Origin of the sequence: Brevibacillus jepli, assembly GCF_047229145.1 — a bacterium.
In the GTDB taxonomy this organism is placed as follows: domain Bacteria; phylum Bacillota; class Bacilli; order Brevibacillales; family Brevibacillaceae; genus Brevibacillus.
The window spans coordinates 76,062-97,872 of the sequence record NZ_JBFEFW010000006.1; the positions used below are offsets into that span (position 1 = coordinate 76,062).

Annotated in this window: 23 protein-coding genes; 16 read left to right on the forward strand and 7 right to left on the reverse strand. The window is 47.3% G+C overall.

Features of this window, described 5'->3' with window-relative positions:
• Positions 1-130: 130 nt before the first annotated feature.
• The 3 genes from AB1L17_RS08645 to purD all read left to right on the forward strand — a co-directional run bounded on the left by AB1L17_RS08645 (position 131) and on the right by purD (position 3,600).
• Positions 131-508 carry a hypothetical protein gene (locus AB1L17_RS08645; protein WP_412844196.1) on the forward strand — a complete coding sequence of 126 codons (378 nt, stop codon included), beginning with the start codon at positions 131-133 and terminating at the stop codon, positions 506-508.
• 181 nt (positions 509-689) lie between these two features.
• Complete coding sequence (gene purH / locus AB1L17_RS08650) at positions 690-2,240, forward strand: bifunctional phosphoribosylaminoimidazolecarboxamide formyltransferase/IMP cyclohydrolase (protein ID WP_412844197.1); 1,551 nt, start codon at positions 690-692, stop codon at positions 2,238-2,240.
• A gap of 82 nt (positions 2,241-2,322) precedes the next feature.
• Positions 2,323-3,600 carry a phosphoribosylamine--glycine ligase gene (gene purD, locus AB1L17_RS08655; protein ID WP_412844198.1) on the forward strand — a complete coding sequence of 426 codons (1,278 nt, stop codon included), beginning with the start codon at positions 2,323-2,325 and terminating at the stop codon, positions 3,598-3,600.
• A 59-nt stretch (positions 3,601-3,659) separates the two neighbouring features.
• Here purD and AB1L17_RS08660 read toward each other — a convergent pair whose 3' ends face one another.
• The 4 genes from AB1L17_RS08660 to AB1L17_RS08675 all read right to left on the reverse strand — a co-directional run bounded on the left by AB1L17_RS08660 (position 3,660) and on the right by AB1L17_RS08675 (position 6,121).
• Positions 3,660-4,868 (reverse strand): MFS transporter, encoded by a 1,209-nt coding sequence (locus AB1L17_RS08660; protein ID WP_412844199.1) that lies wholly within the window; start codon positions 4,866-4,868, stop codon positions 3,660-3,662.
• An 11-nt stretch (positions 4,869-4,879) separates the two neighbouring features.
• Positions 4,880-5,263 carry a MarR family winged helix-turn-helix transcriptional regulator gene (locus tag AB1L17_RS08665; protein WP_412844200.1) on the reverse strand — a complete coding sequence of 128 codons (384 nt, stop codon included), beginning with the start codon at positions 5,261-5,263 and terminating at the stop codon, positions 4,880-4,882.
• Positions 5,264-5,428: 165 nt separating this feature from the next.
• On the reverse strand, positions 5,429-5,563 hold the full coding sequence (locus AB1L17_RS08670) for an EYxxD motif small membrane protein (protein WP_412844201.1): 135 nt from the start codon (positions 5,561-5,563) through the stop codon (positions 5,429-5,431).
• A gap of 18 nt (positions 5,564-5,581) precedes the next feature.
• Positions 5,582-6,121, reverse strand: coding sequence for a YgaP family membrane protein (locus AB1L17_RS08675; protein WP_412844202.1), 540 nt, complete (start codon positions 6,119-6,121; stop codon positions 5,582-5,584).
• 194 nt (positions 6,122-6,315) lie between these two features.
• On the opposite strand from AB1L17_RS08675, the gene AB1L17_RS08680 reads away from it, so the two are divergent.
• The 10 genes from AB1L17_RS08680 to AB1L17_RS08725 all read left to right on the forward strand — a co-directional run bounded on the left by AB1L17_RS08680 (position 6,316) and on the right by AB1L17_RS08725 (position 15,688).
• Positions 6,316-8,073, forward strand: a complete 1,758-nt coding sequence (locus AB1L17_RS08680; protein ID WP_412844308.1) for an adenine deaminase C-terminal domain-containing protein — start codon at positions 6,316-6,318, stop codon at positions 8,071-8,073.
• A gap of 218 nt (positions 8,074-8,291) precedes the next feature.
• Positions 8,292-9,527: a branched-chain amino acid ABC transporter substrate-binding protein gene (locus AB1L17_RS08685; RefSeq protein ID WP_412844203.1), complete on the forward strand. Its 1,236-nt coding sequence runs from the start codon at positions 8,292-8,294 to the stop codon at positions 9,525-9,527.
• A gap of 159 nt (positions 9,528-9,686) precedes the next feature.
• The gene (locus AB1L17_RS08690) at positions 9,687-10,637 is read left to right on the forward strand and encodes a branched-chain amino acid ABC transporter permease (protein WP_412844204.1); all 951 of its coding nucleotides are present in this window, start codon (positions 9,687-9,689) and stop codon (positions 10,635-10,637) included.
• A 9-nt stretch (positions 10,638-10,646) separates the two neighbouring features.
• Positions 10,647-11,930: a branched-chain amino acid ABC transporter permease gene (locus AB1L17_RS08695; protein ID WP_412844309.1), complete on the forward strand. Its 1,284-nt coding sequence runs from the start codon at positions 10,647-10,649 to the stop codon at positions 11,928-11,930.
• Positions 11,931-11,951: 21 nt separating this feature from the next.
• Entirely contained in the window at positions 11,952-12,728 is a 777-nt protein-coding gene (locus AB1L17_RS08700; protein WP_412844205.1) for an ABC transporter ATP-binding protein, read from the forward strand.
• Positions 12,729-12,742: 14 nt separating this feature from the next.
• Complete coding sequence (locus AB1L17_RS08705; protein ID WP_412844206.1) at positions 12,743-13,450, forward strand: ABC transporter ATP-binding protein; 708 nt, start codon at positions 12,743-12,745, stop codon at positions 13,448-13,450.
• 70 nt (positions 13,451-13,520) lie between these two features.
• Positions 13,521-14,951, forward strand: a complete 1,431-nt coding sequence (gene pdxR, locus AB1L17_RS08710; protein WP_412844207.1) for a MocR-like pyridoxine biosynthesis transcription factor PdxR — start codon at positions 13,521-13,523, stop codon at positions 14,949-14,951.
• Positions 14,952-14,992: 41 nt separating this feature from the next.
• On the forward strand, positions 14,993-15,298 hold the full coding sequence (locus AB1L17_RS08715) for an AzlC family ABC transporter permease (protein WP_412844208.1): 306 nt from the start codon (positions 14,993-14,995) through the stop codon (positions 15,296-15,298).
• A complete protein-coding gene (locus AB1L17_RS08720) occupies positions 15,298-15,498 on the forward strand; it encodes a hypothetical protein (protein WP_412844209.1) in 201 nt (66 codons plus the stop codon). The genes AB1L17_RS08715 and AB1L17_RS08720 overlap by 1 nt, the downstream gene beginning before the upstream one ends.
• Positions 15,488-15,688: a hypothetical protein gene (locus AB1L17_RS08725; protein ID WP_412844210.1), complete on the forward strand. Its 201-nt coding sequence runs from the start codon at positions 15,488-15,490 to the stop codon at positions 15,686-15,688. Before AB1L17_RS08720 ends, AB1L17_RS08725 begins: the two co-directional genes overlap by 11 nt.
• Before the next feature lie 328 nt (positions 15,689-16,016).
• Here the strand turns inward: AB1L17_RS08725 and AB1L17_RS08730 are convergent, their stop codons facing one another.
• Complete coding sequence (locus tag AB1L17_RS08730) at positions 16,017-16,565, reverse strand: DUF4367 domain-containing protein (RefSeq protein ID WP_412844211.1); 549 nt, start codon at positions 16,563-16,565, stop codon at positions 16,017-16,019.
• 36 nt (positions 16,566-16,601) lie between these two features.
• Positions 16,602-17,081, reverse strand: coding sequence for a hypothetical protein (locus AB1L17_RS08735; protein ID WP_412844212.1), 480 nt, complete (start codon positions 17,079-17,081; stop codon positions 16,602-16,604).
• A gap of 254 nt (positions 17,082-17,335) precedes the next feature.
• On the opposite strand from AB1L17_RS08735, the gene AB1L17_RS08740 reads away from it, so the two are divergent.
• Complete coding sequence (locus tag AB1L17_RS08740; RefSeq protein ID WP_412844213.1) at positions 17,336-18,604, forward strand: helix-turn-helix domain-containing protein; 1,269 nt, start codon at positions 17,336-17,338, stop codon at positions 18,602-18,604.
• A 606-nt stretch (positions 18,605-19,210) separates the two neighbouring features.
• Entirely contained in the window at positions 19,211-19,489 is a 279-nt protein-coding gene (locus AB1L17_RS08745) for an SRPBCC domain-containing protein (protein WP_412844310.1), read from the forward strand.
• Positions 19,490-19,696: 207 nt separating this feature from the next.
• Here the strand turns inward: AB1L17_RS08745 and AB1L17_RS08750 are convergent, their stop codons facing one another.
• Positions 19,697-20,458, reverse strand: coding sequence for an IclR family transcriptional regulator (locus AB1L17_RS08750; protein WP_412844214.1), 762 nt, complete (start codon positions 20,456-20,458; stop codon positions 19,697-19,699).
• Positions 20,459-20,687: 229 nt separating this feature from the next.
• Here AB1L17_RS08750 and AB1L17_RS08755 point away from each other — a divergent pair, with 229 nt between their 5' ends.
• The gene (locus AB1L17_RS08755) at positions 20,688-21,806 is read left to right on the forward strand and encodes an ABC transporter substrate-binding protein (protein ID WP_412844215.1); all 1,119 of its coding nucleotides are present in this window, start codon (positions 20,688-20,690) and stop codon (positions 21,804-21,806) included.
• Positions 21,807-21,811: the final 5 nt, after the last annotated feature.

Below are 21,811 nucleotides of genomic sequence, written 5' to 3' on the forward strand. Positions count from 1 at the left end.
TCATGTTAATGAAAGTGAAAATCATTGTCAATATTTGGAGTAGCTTTCTATTCCGCTCATCATAGCAAACCAAATCGGTCCTCGTGACATACAGTAAGAAAGGGATATTCCCACAAAGGGAGGGGCCGACTTGAGCGGAGATTTTGTTTCGAATTTGCTCGACAAGCTAAGCCAAAAAACAGGGCGGCAATGGACGCTTAACGATATTATGAAGCTCGCGGAAAAAATGCCGAAGGGTAAAGCTGATGTGGATACGCTGATGAATGAGCTTGGCAATATGGGGCTCGAAGTACCAGAGGAGACCAAGGAGCGAGTCAGGGATCGCGTGAAGGATGGCAAATCTATTTCCATGGAAGAACTAGGCGACTTAATGCCCAAAGAAGTAAAGGCGAAAAGGAGCAGATCGAAGAAACCGGTCAAGGCGATCAGAGCGACTGCCAAAAACAAACCAGTTTCACTGACAGATCGCGTCAGAAAATTATCAGGCAAAGGCAAGAAAAGACGATAATTTCATCAAAGAAAGCGCAAGTATATGCAGTCGCGAGTGCCGAACAGGCATGAGCGGCTGCGTTTGTTTTCCTGACGAAGCTATTGATAATAACGTACGATTATTTTATAATATCAATGTATTGTTCGTGTTTTGGTCAATAGTTTCCCATGTTCTCACTAAAAGTCAGGAGGTTCTATCCGTGAGTGTGAAAAAAGCGTTGATCAGCGTTTCTGACAAGACAGGATTGATTCCGTTTGCCCGTCGATTGGTAGCCGCCGGGGTACAGATCATTTCTACCGGGGGTACGGCATCTCTTTTGAAAGCAGAGGGTGTTCCCGTCATTGGCATTTCTGAAGTGACTGGATTTCCAGAAATTTTGGACGGTCGCGTCAAAACGCTGCATCCCAATATCCACAGCGGCCTCTTGGCTGTAAGGGACAGTGAAGCGCATGTACAACAACTAAAAGACCTTGGAATTGAAACCATCGATCTGGTCGTCGTGAATCTGTATCCTTTCAAAGAAACGATAGCGAAGCCAGACGTGACCTATGAAGATGCGATTGAGAATATTGATATAGGTGGACCAACCATGCTGCGTTCTGCTGCGAAAAATCATGCGTTCGTCAGTGTAGTGGTCGATGCAGCCGACTACGAAAAAGTAGCTGAAGAAATTGAAGCATATGGTGATACTACGCTAGAAACACGCCGCAGGCTGGCTGCAAAAGTTTTCCGTCATACAGCGGCGTACGATGCACTCATTTCCCGCTATTTGAGTGAGCAAGTGGGAGAGCTGCTGCCAGAGAGTTACACGGTAACCTATGAAAAAGCACAGGATTTACGTTATGGGGAAAACCCTCATCAACGCGCTGCATTTTACCGTGAACCGCTATCTGATCAGTTGAGCATCGGGAATGCTATTCAGCTGCAAGGAAAAGAGCTTTCTTATAACAACATCAATGACGCGGATGCAGCTTTGGCGATTGTACGTGAGTTCGCAGAACCTGCGGTCGTTGCGATCAAGCACTCCAATCCTTGTGGGGTAGGAAACGGCAGCGATATTCGCGAAGCTTACCAAAAAGCGTACGAGGCAGACGCCGTCTCCATTTTCGGTGGCATCGTAGCAGCGAACCGCCCGATTGATCGTGACACGGCACTGGCCATGAAGGAAATCTTTCTGGAAATTATTATCGCGCCAGATTTCACGGAAGAGGCGTTGTCTGTTCTGGCTGAGAAAAAGAACCTTCGTCTCTTGCGTATAGCCGCGTTGAATGAGCCAGCGAAAAAAGCGGACAATCTATTCCGAGTGGCTCCCGTTGCAGGCGGAGCACTCATTCAAGACTTCGACTACAAGCAGCTCGAAGAAAACGAAATTCAAGTGGTCACGGACCGCAAGCCAACTGCTGAGGAACTGGTACAACTGCAATTTGCCTGGAAGGTCGTCAAGCACGTCAAATCGAATGCGATTCTCTTGGCAAAAGACAATATGACCATCGGTGTCGGTGCGGGGCAAATGAACCGCGTAGGCGCAGCAAATATCGCGATTGAGCAGGCAGGGGCTCTGGCAAGTGGCTCTGTAATGGCCTCGGATGCTTTCTTCCCGATGGGAGATACCGTAGAAGCAGCGGCAAAGGCAGGAATTACAGCCATCATCCAGCCAGGCGGCTCCATTCGCGACCAAGATTCGATTGATGCTTGCAACCGAGCGGGCATTACCATGATCTTTACCGGTACTCGCCATTTCAAGCACTAAAAGAGGTTATTCAATAGTAACGCTCGCGTTTTTTAACACGTATTAAAAGATGTAGATCACCTCTCACACAGGAGGAAATACGATGAAAATATTAGTGATCGGCGGCGGCGGTCGAGAACACACGATTGCCTGGAAGCTGTTGCAGAGCTCCAAAGTGACAAAGGTATACTGTGCCCCTGGAAATGGGGGAACGGCTCAACTCGCACAAAACGTGCCGATTGGCGTTTTCGATTTTGCTGCACTGGCTCAATTCGTCAAGGATGAGGGAATCGATCTGACTGTCGTTGGTCCGGAAGATCCATTACTGGCGGGGATAGTGGACTTCTTCCAGGAGCGCAATCTGCCGATCTACGGCCCGAACCAACATGCAGCAAAAATCGAAGGCAGCAAGTCTTTTGCAAAAAGTTTAATGAAACGCTACGGGATTCCGACTTCTGCCTATGAATCGTTCCTCGATTACGAATCGGCGAGTGCGTACGTAAGAGAGCAGGGAGCTCCTATCGTTGTCAAAGCGGACGGGTTAGCAGCGGGTAAAGGGGTTATCGTAGCAGAAACGGTCGAGGAAGCGGAAGAAGCACTTCGCCAAATCATGCAGGAAAGCGTATTTGGTGAAGCGGGAGCACGTGTAGTCATTGAAGAGTGCATGTTCGGGGAAGAGCTGTCGTTGCTGTCTTTCGTGGACGGTGAGACTGTTAAGCCGATGATTACTTCTCAGGATCATAAGCGAATTTTTAACGATGATCGCGGCCCTAATACGGGTGGCATGGGAACGTACGCCCCGGTACCGCAAATGTCGGAAGAGCTGGTAGACGAGATCGTCAGAACGATTGTCCAGCCAATGGCGTCAGGAATGGCTAAGGATGGTATTCCGTTCAAAGGCATTCTCTACACCGGTCTGATGATTACGGAGCAAGGACCGAAAGTTGTGGAGTTCAATGCGCGCTTTGGCGATCCGGAGACACAGGTGCTCTTGCCGTTGCTCGAAACAGATTTGCTCGATATTTTTGTCGGGACGATAAATGGCGAACTCGATGCAGTCGATGTGACGTGGAAACAAGGAAGTGCTGTCTGCGTTGTTATGGCAGCACCGGGCTATCCAGGAGATTATCCAAAGGGTACGCTGATTCACGGACTCGATCAGGCGAACGAAGGAGCTACAGTGTTTCACGCAGGTACGAAGGAAACCGAAAAAGGTATCGTTACAAGCGGTGGCCGTGTGCTTGGCGTCGTGGCAACAGGAGCGGATTTGGCGCAAGCGCGTGAGACAGCGTATTCGAAGGTGCAAGGGATAACGTTTGATGGGGCGCAGTATCGCACAGATATTGCGGCACGAGCGATGAAATATCAGCAAAAGGGATAAAAAAGAGCAAGCTGTTCCTACTGTAGAAATTTCTACTTGGGGAACAGCTTTTTTGGTTACTACATACTAACATTTTCACTCGCGACTGCCGCTTTTTTCGCTTTTGCCGCAGCCAGCTGTGAGAGGAAATAAACGATGAGGAACAGCAGCAAGCACGCTGCCGACCAGCGGTACATGACAGAGTAGCTCGAATGCGTCGCGATGACGCCGAGGAGCACAGAGCCTACCGCGATTCCCAGATCGATGGAATTAAAGAACAGTCCGTTCGCCATACCGCGCTGCTCAGGCGTGACGACCTTCACCATCCATGCCTGAATCGATGGCTGAATCATGCCGTAACCAAGCCCGTAAAAGGCGGCAGAGACGAGAAGCAATGACTCTGTCGTCGTCAAGGACAGGAGCAAGAGGCTGACCCCAACGAAAATCGCACCGGGAGGCATGACAGCAATGTGCCCTTTGCGATCATACAGCTTGCCGGAAAAGGGACGAACCAACACCATCGCCAATGCATTCGTAAGAAAAAACCAGCCGACATTCTCAATGTGGGCTTCTTTTCCATATAGGGCTAAAAAACTGAGAATCCCGCCATACGTAATGGAGAGACAAAAATTCAATCCCGCCGGAAGCAGCAGCCTTTTATCATAAAACCGGCGAATGCCTGTGACAGGAGGTGTACTCACGGGTGATACAGGAAGTCGATTGTAGGCACGAATGAAATGCATCAACGGAAAAATAATGGCAACCAGCAGCACGAGGGCCATGAGCATCCAGCCAAAACCAAACGAATTCAAGAGGCCAAGTCCAATCATCGGACCGAGCGCCATCGCCAAGCTGGTCGATAAGCCGAAATACCCCATCCCTTCGCCGATGCGATTGGCAGGGATTACATTGGAGACAATCGTCGGAAAGGTCGTGCTGCCCATTCCAAAGCCGATGCCGACCAAGATTCGCAACATAAGAAAGAAAGCAATGCTACCGGCCCAGTAATAGCCCGCGCTAAAAATCCCTACGAAGCCGAGTGCGAAGATCGCCAGCACCTTGCTGTTTTTTGTTTTCAACGCTTCCCCGGTAAACACCCTCGCGATCACTGCTGCGAGCGAAAACAAGCTAATGACTAGACTGACGACAAAATCATTGGCCTGATACGCTTCCTTCACATAGGCAGGAAAGGTAGGGGTCTGCATTTGAACAGTGAGAAACAACAACAAATTGCATACAGTTAACAGGACGAAATCTCTCGTCCACAGTCTCTCTCTACTCTCTCCCAATGCTGTCACTCCTAGTCTGTCGTTTTTCTATTGATGTTTTGGTTAATCTCTAGCAGGATTTCCCGCAGGAAGGCCAGCTTTTCAGGAGAGATTCCTTCCAAAATGTCTGCAACGGCACGAGCCTCCACAGGAATCGCCTGCTCAATCCATTCTCGTCCTTTTGGGGAAAGGGTAATGATGTAGGCTCGGCGGTCTTGTTCGCTCAGTGTCTTTTCAATCAAGCCTTTTTTGGCAAGTGTGTCCAATATGCGTGTCATGGAAGGCTGATCCTTGGCTGAACGTACGGCCAGCTCTTTTTGATTGATGCCCTCTTCTTCACGTAGCCGATAAAGGACGGCGAACTGCTCCGTGGTCAAATCAAACTCCTTTAAAAAAAGGGAAACATAATGAATCATTCTCCGGTATGTATTTCCAATGAGAAATCCAACCGGTTCTTTTTGCCAATGATCGATCAGGGGAATGACCTTCTTTCGTTCAAATTACTTGCAATGACAATTATATGTATAACAAGTAATTATGTAAATGGAAAAAACCGCCCGATGACAGGCGGTTGCATTCCTTCATTGACGATATCTTCCTCTTTTTCGAGACGAGCGAAAAAAGTAATAACCCATCACGCCGATGACGCCAATAATCGTGGCAATAACAAAGAAGTTATGTGACATCCATTCATACATCTGGGAGCCGACGAGCATATGCAGTTCCTCCTCTCCTTACCTGTAGGTGGGATAGAGAGTGCTGCTGTTGTTATTTTCTTGGGAGCGAAAAGAGATGATCTCCCGTGCGGCCTTTTCGATAAGTTGATCCTCGGGAGTAAGCTTCGCGTTTTGCTGATTGTCGATTGGTTGGTTTGCCTGGTTCGTTGAAAATTGTGGGCTTGCAGAATACTGGATGTTTTTCTTATTCGTTGCCGCTGGTGTGTTGCTGGTATCATCTTGGGTGGTGTCTGAGCCTTTGATTGGGGCAATATTCATGGAGCGCGTGAACTGGTTGACTGCCATCTCCACGCCTTTTTTCTTGAGCTGATCCATCATGCCCTGCATGCCATTTGCTTTTGTTGTATTGATGCCCATCGCTGCGTACATGGGACAAAAACGCGTAGCTCCTTCCGCTACCTTCATCGCGGAAAACGCCATAAGCAGCCATGGAGCGTTGTATGGCCGACGGTTCATTTTTCCGATGCCATATGCCAAGCCTAACAAACCGCCAGTCATGCGAATAATGGCATCAGCCGTACCTACGTTTCTATGCATATCGTTGTGTCCTCCTGTCGCAATTACATCTATTCCATAGTGTGTAGTAAAGGGGGACAAGACACCCGTGGGAATTGTTACTACCGATTGTAATGCTTGCAGGGGAATGATTTGTGGGCGGCGAAGCTGTAGAGCGTAATGAATGATCGTTCATTTTAAAAAAACTCGGCAGATCGGCAAGGAGAGAAGAAATGATGCGCGTACGAGCCATAACAGATCGTGATTACTTGAGCATGATTCGCGTTAGCAGACGACAGGCACCTGCCAGCCTCTGGATAAAAGGCGCAAGTGTCCTCAATGTGTATACAAAAGAATGGCAAGAGCATCACGTCGTAGTGGCAGGAGAACGCATTGCTTATGTAGGAGAAAAAGAGCCCTTGGTCAATGAACAGACCGTGATTATCGAGGCCGCTGGGCAATATCTCGTACCGGGTTACATCGAGCCTCACGCTCATCCATTTCAGTGGTATAACCCCTACACCTTGGCTGACTTTGCTCTTCAAACAGGAACGACTGGAATGGTGGCTGACTCGCTCATGCTCATGCATTTTCCGTTTTCGCAAACGGCAGCGATCATGGAGTCTTTGGCAATGCATCCGGTTAAGCAGTTTTTTTGGGGCAGACTCGATCCGCAGTCGGGGAAGGCACATCCAGCGTTCACCAAGGAAGGCATGGCGAGAATGCTTGCGCATCCACAAGTGATCCAGGGTGGGGAGCTGACGAATTGGGGCGGTGTCTTACAGGAGGATGAGACGCTGCTCTTTGGGTTGAAGCATACGCGGGATTTGGGCAAAAGAATGGAAGGGCATCATCCTGGAGCTTCCTACGAGACATTGAACATTGCCGGAGCTGCAGGCGTAACAGCTTGTCACGAGGCAATTACTGCAACAGAATTGCTTTCGCGCATTCGCTTAGGCTTGTATGCAACACTGCGTCATTCTTCGATTCGTCCCGATCTGCCGGAGCTAGTGAAAGGATGGCTTGAGCTCGGAGTGCCGTGGTCATCACGCATGATGCTGACATCGGATGGGAGCACACCTCCGATGCATCGAGACGGGTTCATGGATAATACGATCCGTGTAGCTATCGAAGCAGGGATGCCGCCCGAGGAAGCTTATGTCATGGCAACGCTGAACCCGGCTGTCTACTATGGTCTCGACGCGGAGATCGGAGGAATTGCGCCGGGCAGAATCGCAGATATGCTTCTGTTGTCAGCAAAAGAGCAGCCGACACCATTACTGGTCATTGCGAATGGACAACGGGCGGCAGAAGCGGGAACATTGCTTGTGCCAACGATTCAGCCCCATTGGGAGGAAGCTTCGATTCGCTTGCAAGATCCATTGGCAAAGCGAGCTCATCCCGATTGGTTCCGTCTGCGACCAGATGAAGAAGGAAAGGCACCTGTGCTACAGATGCTAAATGCTGTTATCACGCAGCTATCGCTGGAAGACATGCCTGTTGATCAGGATGGCTACGTATCCCTGGAGCATGATCCACAGCTGGCGTTGATCGTCACCATCGATGCGACTGGTGGGACGCGTACATTAGCGGTACTCCGCGGCTTCGGTGAGCATCTCGAAGGGCTGGCCAGCACCTATTCAGCGTCTGGGGATTGGATCGTGATCGGACGTAATCCCGAACCCATGGTGCAAGCGTTGGAGCGTATTCGGGAAATAAAAGGCGGAGTCGTCCTGATCGATAAAGGAAAAATTACCTGTGAATGCCCGTTGCCTCTGGGTGGGAAATTCACATCTGCGCCGATGGAGGAAGTCATTAGCATGGCTGAAAATTTGGTAAATCAGCTCCGTTCAAAAGGGCATGTTCATCTCGATCCGATTTACTCGATATTGTTTTTTACCGCTACCCACTTGCCGTATGCACGGCTTACGGCAAAAGGAATTGTCGATATCAAGAGCGGTCAAATCGTCGTCCCGGCACTCCCTCTATCATGAGGGAGTTTTTTCGTAAAAGATCATTTGTGTATCAATGATATATGTATATAAAATATATTTTACTTCTTGTAAATTATCAGATTTATTTTAAAATAAGTACAACCATGCCGCATCTAACTTTGTCCCCGTAGATTCATAGGTTTTGAAAGTCGCAACCTGGCTAGGTAGATGGACTGGGAAACGAAAACAAAGAATGATAAAAGGGGGATTCATTCTGCATGAAAAAACGTTCTTATGTCGGGGTTTTATCTGCGGTGTTGGCAGCGAGTGTGGCATTGACAGGTTGCGCAGGAAGCAGTAATTCAAGCGGGGGAAGTAACGCCAGCGGGGGGCAAAGTCAACCGGCTCCAAGCAGCGGCGGCAGCGGAGCGACCGAGGGCGGACTCATCAAAATCGCCACACAATCCCCTCTGTCCGGGAGCAATTCCGCTGTCGGAGATGCGATTAAGACAGGCGCTGGCTACGCACTCGAAAAGCGCAAAGAAGAGTTTAAAGCACTTGGATTTGACCTCCAGCTCTTCCCTCAGGATGATCAAGGCGACCCGAAAATCGGGGTATCCAATGCAGAGATGCTTATCTCTGATCCCGATGTATACGGCGTAGTTGGGCACTATAACACGGGTGTTGCCATTCCATCGTCTGTGAAGTATGAGGAAGGCAAGCTGGTAATGGTTTCCCCAGCAAATACCGGGGTGAAGCTCACAGAGGAAGGCAAGAAAACCGTCCATCGAATTTGTGCTCGCGATGACGCACAAGGACCAAAGGCTGCTCTCTATGCGAAAAATACTCTTGGTGTAAAAACGGCCTATATTATTCATGATAAGACAGCATACGGCCAAGGTCTGAGCGATCAAGTGAAGCTGCAATTCGAAAAAGACGGGGTACAAATCCTTGGCTTCGAGGGCATTACTCAGGGGGAGAAGGACTACAGCGCAGTGCTTAACCAGGTAACGGTGAAGAACCCGGAAATTATCTTTTTTGGTGGTCTTTATCCAGAAGGTGGAATTTTGATCAAGCAAGCTCGTGAAAAAGGCTTTAAGGGTTATTTTATGGGTGGCGACGGCTTGGATTCTTCTGATATGATAAAAATAGCCGGTGATGCCGTCGAAGGTGTTGTCTTTACGTCAGTAGCAGGGGACGTAACACAAACCGAAGAGGGCAAGAAATGGGCTGAAGAGTACAAAAAAACCACAAACAAGCCTCTGGAAACCTATTCCGTCTACGGTTTCGACTCCATGAACGTCATCCTCAATGGTGTCTTGGAAGCTGTCAAAGCGAACGGAGGCAAAAAACCAACCCGCGAGCAAGTCCTCGATGCAGTTCACAAAACCAAGGATTTTCAGGGTCAATTCACCAAGGTTACCTTTGATGAAAAGGGTGACAACACAAACGCAGATGTATTCATTTATAAGTATGACAAGGACAAATCTATTTTTGTAGGCAAGGCCGAGTAATCACACCAGACAACGTTGCACACACTCCCATGCCTCATATCAGGATAGGGGGCAGCACGTTGGTGTTGCCCCCTTTTCCACGAGAAAATATGTCTTAGTCAGCGGAATGAATGCAGAAAATTTGTACAAGTCTACACGAGAAATGAGGGATGGGAAAGCATGATCAACATTTTGCCTCAGGTGTTGGTTGACGGATTGACACTTGGATTTATGTACGCTGTCGTAGCGTTAGGTTACACAATGGTTTACGGGATATTGGAAATTATCAACTTTGCCCATGGAGACATTTTCATGGTGGGAGCCTTTATCGGAACAGAGGTGTTGTTAATCTCTGATGCCCTAGGGACGCTAGAAGGTATGAATCCCTTTGTCGCACTTTTCTTAACACTCTTGATTACGATGGCATTAACCGGAACGTTAGGGGTAGTAATCGAGAGGGTGGCCTATCGACCGCTGCGCGGAGCTCCTCGGCTTGTGCCGTTAATTTCTGCTATTGGTGTATCGTTTTTGCTGCAAGACCTTGTTCGATTTACAGAAGCATTGGCACGTAACGAATTTTATCTGAACAGTCCCACTCTTTTTACAGGGACGATTCCATTAGGTACTATTGCTACGATTCCAACAAAGGGCTTGATCGTGATTGTGATTGCGATCGTGATGATGATAGCGTTAACGCTGTTTGTGAACAAGACAAAGTGGGGAATTGCCATGCGCGCCGTTGCACAAGACAAAAGCACGGCCTCGCTGATGACCATAAATGTAAACAAAGTAATCATGATTACGTTTTTGATTGGATCGAGCCTGGGTGGCGCGACAGGCGTTCTGTTTGCGCAAAACTACGGGACAATCGATCCGTATATCGGTTTTATTCTTGGTCTAAAAGCATTTACGGCAGCCGTACTCGGCGGGATTGGAAACCTGCGCGGTGCGATGATTGGTGGCGTACTCCTCGGACTGTTAGAATCACTGTCCGGTGCATTTATGGGACCGTTGACCAACGGAGCCTTTGGTGCAGAGTACAAAGACGTGTTTGCGTTCAGTATTTTAATTCTCGTGCTTCTCTTTAAGCCAGAAGGGCTGTTTGGCGAAGCTGTAAAAGAGAAAGTGTAGGTGAATCAAATGGCAAATCTCGCTTGGAAATCATTCAAAGGCATCCCGCTCGTATTCACGTTGATCTGGATTGTTGCTTTTGCAGCAGCCTTGTACCTGATGGATAAATCCGTCATTGCATTTCTCGGCATTCTCTCATCCATCGTGCTCATTTATTACACCAATACCTCCAAGATGATCAAAATGGTGATTGGTGCTGTGGTTCTTCTCCTGATCATTCCGTTGGTAGCAGGTGATAACCGTTACTACATGGAGGTCGCTTCACAGGTAGGAATCTACGTGGCGATGGCGTTGGGATTAAATATCGTAGTAGGCTTCGCTGGTCTGCTTGACTTGGGCTACGTTGCATTTTTTGCAGCTGGGGCTTATGCGTACGCGATTTTCTCGACATCGCAAGCCAATGAGTTTATTGCAGGGAATTTGTTCCCGCTCTCCGGTGAGTGGTTTTGGCCATTCCTCATTGTCGGCTTGATTGTAGCTGCTATTTTCGGAATATTGCTAGGATTGCCAGTTCTCAGAGTAAAAGGCGATTATCTTGCAATCGTGACCTTGGGCTTCGGTGAGATCATTCGCATTGTCTTTAACAACCTGGACAAGCCGATCAACATCACGAACGGCCCACAGGGAATCACGCCGATCCCGTCTCCCGAGCTGTTTGGGATCAAGATGGGGACGCCGTTTTACTTTTACTTCATCGTCTTGTTCGTGATTGCCTTTATCGTTTTGGCGAATATTCGCTTCGAGCATTCCCGGCTCGGACGTGCATGGATTGCAGTGCGTGAGGATGAGCTGGCAGCCCAGTCGATGGGGATTTCCTTGTTGAATACGAAGCTCGCTGCGTTTGCCTTGGGTGCTTCCTTCGCTGGTGTCGTCGGTGTTATTTTCGCAGCCAAGCAGACGTTTATCGATCCTACGTCTTTTACGCTGATGGAATCCATCGGGATATTGGTCATGGTTATTCTGGGCGGTAGCGGTAGCATTCCAGGTGTTGTGCTTGGTGCCGCATTTGTTACCATCTTGCAGGTACAGCTGTTAAAAGAATTCTCCAACTTCCTGCACGGTCTGCAAAATGCGGGCATCATCAGTTTGCCTAACCAGCTGGACCCGTCCAAGTTCCAGCGACTCGTTTTCGGAATCATGCTCATTCTCGTAGCCTTGTATCGTCCCAACGGATTGATTCCGGCCAAACGGAAGAAGAACGATCTTGATGCGATCAAAAATAGCGAGTTTGGCAAAGAAAAGCTGGGGATTCTCGGCAGGCTGTCCCAACTGACTTCTGGGAAACAGTCGTAGCGGACGAGGAGGGATATTAGTATGGCATTGTTAGAGGCGAAAAATTTAACGAAGCGCTTTGGCGGCTTGGTAGCCAATCAAGATATCTCCATTGGGATCGAAAAAGGGAGTATTACAGCAGTCATCGGTCCGAATGGGGCAGGAAAAACGACTTTTTTTAATATGATTACCGGATTTTACGAGCCAGACGAGGGAGAAATTCTGCTGAATGGCAAAAGCATCAAAAAGCTGCGCCCTGACCAGATTGCGAGTCGAGGCATTACGCGTACCTTTCAAAATATTCGTCTGTTCAAAGAAATGACGGCGTTGGAAAATGTCATGGTGGGTGTGCATAGCCGACTATCGGCTGGGATTCTCGGAATCCTGTTCAACAGCAAACATGTACGCCAGGAGGAAGAGCGGACGCGCGTCGAGGCTTATCAGCTCATGGAGTATGTAGGGATCGCTCATATTGCCAATGAAGCGGCGGGGAGTCTGCCTTACGGGCTGCAACGTCGGCTGGAAATAGCCCGGGCGATGGCGACGAATCCGCAAATCATTTTGCTCGATGAACCGGCAGCAGGGATGAACCCTCGGGAGACGGTAGAGATGACGGATTTTATTCGTCGGCTGAAACGAGAGCTGGATTTGACGATTATTTTGATCGAGCATGACATGAAGCTGGTCATGGGACTCAGCGAATACATTCACGTGCTGGATTACGGCAAAAAAATTGCAGAAGGAACACCGGAACAAATTCGCAACAACCCTAACGTCATTGAGGCCTATCTCGGAAAAAGTGCGTCGGACGTGTCGTAGGAGGAGGAAAATCGATGGCATTGTTAGAGCTGAATAACGTTCATACGTATTACGGCGGCATCCACGCATTAAAAGGATTGAGCATGTCGGTAAACGAAGGTGAAGTGGTGACGCTGATCGGTTCCAACGGGGCGGGCAAATCGACCACGTTAAAAACGATTTGTGCGCAAACCCGTGCCAAAGAAGGAAAAGTCATCTTTAATGGCAAAGACATTACACAGATGCGTACACACGATATTGCCTTAGCTGGAATCGCCCATGTCCCGGAAGGTCGCCGCATTTTTCCCAAGCTGACCGTCCGCGAGAATTTGGAGATGGGTGCCTTCAGTGTATCCGATAAAAAGGTGATCGAAGAAGGAATTGAGCGTGCCTTTGCCTACTTTCCGCGCCTGAAGGAACGCGTCAGTCAAAAGGGTGGCACGATGTCCGGTGGCGAGCAGCAGATGCTGGCGATTGCACGCGGGCTGATGATGAAGCCAAAAATTCTTATGCTCGATGAACCTTCGATGGGATTGGCGCCGATTCTCGTGGAGCAGATTTTTGACATCATTACGGAGCTGAACAAGGAAGGCATGACGATCCTTTTGGTCGAGCAAAACGCGAATCAGGCGCTGTCAGTTGCACACCGCGGTTATGTGATTCAGACAGGTGAAATTATTTTGAAAGACGACGCCCAGACATTATTGATGAACCCACAGGTAAGAGAGGCGTATTTGGCGTAAGAAAACGATAAGTACCGATGGGGATTTTATCTCCGTCGGTTTTTCATTTGGGAGAAAGGAGGGGGAGTGCTTGCTGGATATTAGCCCCCGTTTTGTAGAGGGGAACGAACCTCTCTATCTACAGCTTTATCGCTATTTTTGTACGGAAATCCAGGGAAGGCGACTGGTCTCCGGGACGCGTCTGCCTTCCGTGCGGGCATTGAGCGGATTTTTGCAGGTGAGTAAAACAACCGTCGAGAGCGCCTATCACCAGCTCCTGGCAGAAGGCTACATCGAGAGCCGGGAGCGCAGTGGATTTTATGTGGTAGATGTGGACTGGGATGGACCAATGCCATCTGGGAAAGGGCAGCAACTAGTTGAAATGGCTTGTGTCCAAACAACTGCGCCTACTCCCTCGCCTGTCCCGATCCAGTATGATTTTCACCAAGCGCGTGTAGATCCCGATCATTTTCCTTTTGATCGTTGGCGCAAGTACACCAATCAATGCATGCAGGAAGAAAACAAGCATGTACTCTACTACGGCGATCGCCAAGGCGAGCCGCAGCTGCGGGAGGAGCTCGCACGCTATCTCGGACGTGCTCGGGGTGTACAAGCTACGTCGGAACAAATCGTGATCGGTGCGGGAACGCAGGTGATGATCAGCTTATTGGGATTTTTATTCGGGACACGCGGGCAGGCTGTTGCGATGGAAGAGCCGGGCTATCACGGTGTACGTGCGGTGTTTTCCCATTTGGGGTATGATGTGCGCCCGATCAGGCTGGCGGAGGATGGAATTGATTTGGAAGCCCTTGGTGAAAGTGGAGCCAAGCTGGTGTATATCACGCCTTCTCATCAGGACCCGTCTGGAATTGTCATGCCGTATGCCAAACGGTTAAAACTGCTGCAATGGGCGAAACAGGCGGGTAGCTACATCATGGAGGATGACTACGATGGTGAGTTTCGCTACCATGGCAAGCCGATTCCTTCGCTCCAAGGGCTGGATACACAGGGACGGGTCATTTACTTGGGGACGTTCTCCAAGGCGCTCCTGCCGTCGATTCGGATGAGCTATATGGTTTTGCCGCATGCGTTATTGGCGATCTATCAGGAGAAATTGGCAGATTTCGATCAGTCGGCATCTCGAATTCATCAGGAGACGCTGGCCTTGTTTATGAAAAATGGCGATTGGGAGCGACATATACGCAAGATGCGGACGCTTTACCGCAAAAAGCATGGGGCGCTGCTACACAGCTTGCAGGAGCAGCTGGGGGGTTACATTCAAATCAAAGGTCAGGATGCCGGGCTGTCTGTGACAGTAGAGGTGAAAAGTGCAAGCACCTCGCAGCAGTTGACGCAAATTGCGGCTGCATCAGGCATTCGCGTGTATCCAACCGCACATAAATGGATTCACCCACAGGACAATGGACGAGTGGCATTTCAATTCGGATTCGGGGGACAGACAATCGAGGAGATTGAGGCTGGCATTCGTCTGTTGAAATGTGCATGGGAGCCTTATTTGTAAAAGGATGAGGAGAAGGCATAGGAGAAGGGAGCGTAGCCAGAGTGTCACAGGAGTTGTTTGTAAAAGGCATGAAGCAAATTCCTCCGGTGCCTGCAGCTGAAATTGTAGACGGAATGGTCTTTGGGATTTTGGCGAGGCAGGCAGGACTAGGCGTGACGGTGGTCGTGCTGTTTTCGCTTTTGGTCAATGCAGGTTCCTCGCAGTTTGCCGCAGTCGGCTTGATTTCCCAAGGAATCGTAGGATGGCCGATTCTCGTCTTGACGTTGCTTTTGAATTCTCGCCATCTCTTATACGGTCTGTCGTTGGGGCAAAAATTCAAGGAAACGGCGCCTTCAAGCTGGTGTTGATGGCGGGATCGCTTATTGACGAGACGTATGTCTTAAAAGCCACGTATTTGGTGGCAGGGAAAAAGCCCAGTCTTGCATTTTTTGAAGGGGGTGCGGCAGCCGTCGACTGTATTGGATATGTACTCGGCGGAGCGACAGTTTCCATCATTACCGGGACGTTGACGGCAGTCGTGATAGAGACGGTGAGTGGTGAACGATAAAGTATTGTTGTATATCGGGTTCATGGCGATCATTACATATTTGACCAGATTTCCCATGCTCCTTATCAGTTCCCGTTGGGAGATTCCTGCTTGGTTGAAGTGCGGGCTGGTGATGGTTCTAGTAGGGGGCAGCTCCATAACGATTCCGTCGATTTTGTTTCATACGCCAAAAGAGGTGTCATTAGATTGATTTTTCCCTCGCTGATCCCCAAGCCCTTCGCCACTGTTCTTCTTTCTGACCCACTGCTAACTTGAGTATTGCTAGGTATCCTTAATTCCTTAGCTATTGCTTGATAACTCATCCCTCCTAGTAGATACATGTTTACAGCCTTCAGTTTAAACTTCTCGGAATATCGTTTGAATGTTTGACCTTTTTGAGCCATAATAAAACCCCCTCCAAATAAAGTGGACCACCCACCGTTAGGTGGGCGGGCTTACACTGTCTACTCAAAGGGGATATTATCACTATTTTGAAGGGCTTTTTCCAGATCACAAAATGGGGAACGCCTTTCCCACCCTCAGTTTTTTACCGATTCTGCTACTTTAATCAAATCATCTTTCCCTAAATCGCCTTTTGACAAAATATAATGACTTACTCCATCCTTATGCCAACTCAAAACAATTATTTTTTGATCCGGAATTTCTAAAATTTCGCCTTCAACTCCTTGGATCTCAATAGGTTTTACCCCTTCGTCACCAATAGATATCCGACCTTTTTTAACCGTATGTTCAATCCAGTCTTCGTTATTATGTTCATTTACATATTTCAAAACAATTTCTTTTTGTTCCTCAACATTTGGAGCTACACCATTGCCAAACTTTTTCGGTGGTTCATTATAAATCGCTTCACTTAATTTATAGCCATCTGGAAGCTCAATAGGAGCATCAGCATCTAAACTAGATGCGAAACTATGTTTACTTAATTTTTTTAGCGGAATAACTACTGGCTTCGAAACAATATGATGATCTGACACTTCAGTATGCTGTCCCTCATTAGACATAGCATAAGCAGATGGAATTATTGTCATCAAAGCTAATACACCCGTTATAATTATACCTTTTTTCATTATTCATCCTCCCACTCAATTTATTTATGAATAATCTTATGGCGTATAAGCAAATCTGTCATAAACAATATTACCCTGCATGCCATCAACCCCTTTTTTATCTGCGTATACAACCATTTCTGTATATAAGTCTTGAACATCAACTTTGTAATTTATACTATGCGATTGATCTTCTTCGATTGAATCACTGAAAAAATAATGATATCGTTTTTCTCCATCAGCATTAACTATTTTATATGTACCAAATTGTGCACCTGATGGTTTTGATTTACCACGCCTAACTCCAACTTCTGTAAAAGTAGCCCTGGTTGCTTTATCTTTATTACCCGTGATCTCATTCTCGTGAACATAACTATAATCTAGATTTTCCTCGTAATTTGTACCTTCAGCACCAGCAGAATACGTAGTTGTCCTTTCACTTAAATTAAATTGACCCTGTAACTCAGCAAAGGCACTAGATGCTACTAAAGAAAAAGCTCCAAAAACAAGACTAGCAATAAGAATCTTCTTTTTCACAATATCACCGCTTTCCGTAGTCTATAGGAGGGAGGGCACGACCAGCAAAGTAGCCAAATCTCTTAACGTAGGTTTTATGTCATTTGGTTGGCGGTTCCCCAGAAATAACTATACCATATTTTCCAATATTAACCTTACTTCTAATTTTGTGGAAAATATATACAAAATAGAAAAATGGTTAATTATTGAATTTATGTATCAAATTACATGATATAGTATCCATAAAGAGAAATTTACTGAGGGGATATGTAGCTGTGATAGAGGTTAAAACGTTTGGCAACGTACTAAAATCGTATCGAGAAAAAGCTAATCTAACGTTAGCTGAATTATCGAACAAGACAGAGATTTCGACTGCTACAATTAGTAAGATCGAAACTGATTCACTCACACGTCCAAACATGCGTAATGTGATTGCGTTAGCGAAGGAATTGAAGATACCTTTATATCAGGCGATAACGCCGTATTTAGATAAGATCAAGCGTATAGAAACTCTTGAGTTTCTACTAGAAATTGCACTAGAACAAGAGAATACCATCCTTATACAAAAAGTCGCGTTGCGACTACTTGAGTGCCCTAAAAATAATACGTTTTTGTCACTGGATTATCTGTATCAATTAGCGTGTAACATGGAAAAGGTAGAATTGCGCGTGGCGATCTACGATATCATTTCTCACTACTCCCGCGAACATGGAATTCCTGTATATTTAGCTCGCTCTCTGTTCCAGAAGTACATGATACGGCGCGAGAATTTCAAAGAACTAGATCAAACCTACATAGAGGGTAAAGAATTACTACACTACATGGGCTACTTACATAGAGAAGAGCGCATTCTTGCGTATTACAAGTTGGGAGTACATGCATGGTGTCGTAGGTTGTACGAAGAATGTATCCAACTCTGCAAACAAGGAATAGATCAAGATCCGAGTCAGAGTGAGAAAAAAGCGGCGGCTATCCTAACAATTATCAGTTCGTATATGGAATTGGGGGATTATATCCTCGCAATCGTGCACTTAGACAAATACGAAGAGTTCAATTTCCCTCAAGTACGTAAAAACGCGCAATATCTTCGAGCAAAACTATATGTAAAGACTGAAAAGTTCACAAAAGCGATACCGGCTCTACAAGAGTGTTTGGAGCGCCAAGATCAAAATGACCGACTTCCTATCGCAAACGACCTACTGGCAATCTATTTAACTATGAACGACAAAGAAGGAATGCAAAATATTTTCTTAACAGAGTCTACGTTTCTACCGGCAGTTCCAAACACTCCAAGCAAATATGAACAATTGGGTTTATATTACCGCGCTAAAGGTGTTTTTTATCTTCAACAAGACTCTGAAGAGTTGGGTGTGAACAGTCTTATAGAAAGCCTAACCTATTATGGGAAAATTGGTGCGCTGGAAGAAGTGAATCAGAGTTTCACTACACTTCTGGAATACCATATAACAAGCGGAAAGAACTTTTCTTTTGATGTGCTCCAAAATTTGGAAAGAGTGTATAATGGATTCATTATCCAATCATGAAAGGTGGGTACTCATGAAAAAATTTATTCTGTCTTTATGCGTCTTGTCTGCGCTATTTGTAGTACCATTGACGACTGAACAGTCAATTGAGCCAAAACCAACAAAACCAAGTTACTACCCTGACCCCGGCTGGTAATACTTTAGATAAGGTACCTGCTCATCTTTCATTTTGAGATTGGCTTAGCTTACTTCCGTTTCGTTAGGTGGTGACCCCTGAAATGCGAAGCGGATGGTTACGCTGATGGAAAGAATGCAGCCCGCCTCCTGAGGGATAACGGGCTGCATTTTTTTCTTATTGTGGTCCGTTAATATCGTTACGTACTTCGTTTAGATAGTTCTCTGTGTACACCATCTGAGAGCTACTCAAGTTCTTGGGAATCTTTTTCTTTTTTCTTTTGTTGATATGGTCATAAATTATACCAAATACGAACAAGCCACCAACAATGGTTAATAAGAATGCCCACATTGGCATAAAAATCCCCCCTAACATGTTCACTTTATATATTAGACTCATTTTTCTGTAAAATGTTGCTCCTTATTTTTCCAATTTTGTTTTATTTGGGTCCAAAAAATCACGATCTCGTTTTTGAACATTTTCTGAAGTAACTGCTCGAAACAGTCTGGACAGCGCTAACCCAACTGGACCAGGTAGCATCATGGTTGACTGCATTCGAGGGTGAGCTGGTGGCAGGTGGAAGCATCACACTGCGCTTTGCCAATACGGGAGATGTGATGAGGGGAAAAGTGATAGCTGCTGAGCCTCCGCACATACTTGCCTACACGTGGTACAGAGAGGTTGCGAGCGAGTCCGCTGTACGTTGGGAGCTGTCGCCTTTAAAAAGAAGGCTGTCTTTTGGAGCTCACCCATACGATTCGGGTTCCTGAGCGACTCTCTTACATGCTGGCTGGTTGGCATGTTCATCTGGCGCTGTTCGAAGAAATGCTGGAGGGGGAACAGCCCGAATGGTCGTGAAACCGCTGGGAACAGCTGCGGGAAAAGTACGTGTAGAAGCTGGGTGAGTCTGCATAAAGGGAAACCTCCTGTCATCGGAGCAGTCTGATGAGCAGGAGGTTTTTTCTTACATAGAGCCATTAAGACAATCGATACCCTAGCTGAGCTGACATCGCGCGCACTGTAGCGAGTGTTTCTTGTAAAATCTCATCTAGTTTCGGCATCACGCGATCCGAGGGACCGATGACGCTGATCGATGCGGTTACGTGTCCAGTCGAATCAAAAATAGGAGCAGCGATTCCGGTCACGCCTGTATTGCGTCGATTCGAGCTGATTTCATAGCCGCGCTCGCGGATCACCACCAAGTCCTCCTTGATCTGCTCGACCGACGTGTATGAATGCGGCGTGTAGCTTTTCAGAGGGTGCTCCTGCAAAATCTCATCCTGAAACTCCTCCGACTGATAGGCGAGCAAGACCCTTGCGGCGGAGGTAGAGTAGAGAGGAAAACGCCGGAACGATTCTACGGTAAAGCGAACGGGATGAAGCGAATCCTCTTTAGCAACGTAGATCGCGTCCTTGGAATCTTGTACGCACAAGACAGCCAATTCATTCGTCCGTGTGACGAGCTGACCCAGAAATGGCTTGGAAAAATCAACGATATCGTGGTTCGTGAGCACCTTTGTGCCCAGCTCCAGCAACGTGTAGCCAAGCGTATATTGCTTGGTTTTTTCATTTTGACGGATAAAGCCCTCCGATTCCAGCGTAGACAGGAGCTTGTGAACGGCGCCTTTGGACAGCTGGAGCTTTTTACTGAGTTCAGTTACCCCGAGCTCCTTTGGGGAATCGAGAAATATTTTTAACAGCCGACAGCCATTTCGAACAGAAGACAATACTTGGTCCATACAAACGTCTCCTTTAACGTACAGTAGCCCCTCTAAAAAGAAGAGTCTTGATTGAAGTTATTTTACCATTAGAAAGAATGCTGACAAGCCTCCAATTGGTGCAAAGATGCTGCTATTACGACTACCTTGAATAGTCAGTATCTTTGTGCTAGTATAACATTATCGTTCTTGAATAGGAAACATCGTTCTCTATTCGTGAACAAACTAGACAATCGGGGGTCGAACGTACATGAAGAAAAAGGCATTATCTGTCTTGTCCATTTTCGCTTTGACTGGTTCCTTGCTCGCTGGATGTGGCTCATCCGCACCACAAACATCTGCTCCTGCACCGGCTGCTGGCAGCAATAGCGGCACAGAAGCACAGGTACAGCTGGAAGACACACTGGTAGTCGCAGGGAATGGCGCGACCGTTGAGAAGATGATGAAGGATGAAGTCTTCAAGAAATTTAACGAGAAGTACCCGAATGTGAAGCTGACCTATGTTTCCGGTGTTTCCACGGATATCGTAGCGAAAGTAAAGGCACAGAAAAATGCTCCACAAATTGACCTGACCATCGTTGAGGGCGGCGAGCAAGAGAAAGGTCGTCAAGAAGGCTTGTGGGAAACAGTATCCGCAACCGATATCCCGAACATGAAAAACGTGCCAGAAGATTTGCATGTAACAGAGAATAGCGGTGTTGTCGTGAACTTCACACCGATGGGGATTTCCTACAATACAGATCTGGTCAAAGAAAAAGGCTTGCCTGTACCGAAGTCCTGGAATGACCTGGCCAAGCCTGAAGTGAAGGGCTATATCACAATGACAGACGTAGCGAGCAACTTCGGACGCTCTGCGATGATCATGCTGTCGTACGCAAATGGCGGGTCTGAGAAAAATATGGAATCGGGCTTCAAGCAAATGGAAACGATTGCAGGATACATGCCGACCTTCGCGAAGAGCGCTGCACAGCTCCAGCAAAATCTGCAAAACAAGAGTGCTGCCTACACGACTTGGACGATGGCACGCAGCTTGACTCAAAAAGAAGCAGGAGTACCATTGGAGTTTGTTTTCCCTGAAGAGGGCGGAAATATCGTACCGAACGTAGCTACGCTGGTAAAAGGTTCGAAGAGTCCTAAAGCCGCAAAAGCATTCGTCGATTTCCTTTTGACAGATGAAATTCAAACCATGTACGCAACGAAGCTGTACTACAACCCAGCAACGACTGTGAAACTGCCTGACGATGTAGCGAAGACATTGGAATTCGATCGTACAAAAGTTGTGGACTTCGACTATGGCGTAGTGAGCAAGGAAACATCTGCTTGGCTGGATCGCTTTAACAAAGAAATTGCACCTAAAACAGGAAAGTAGGTATT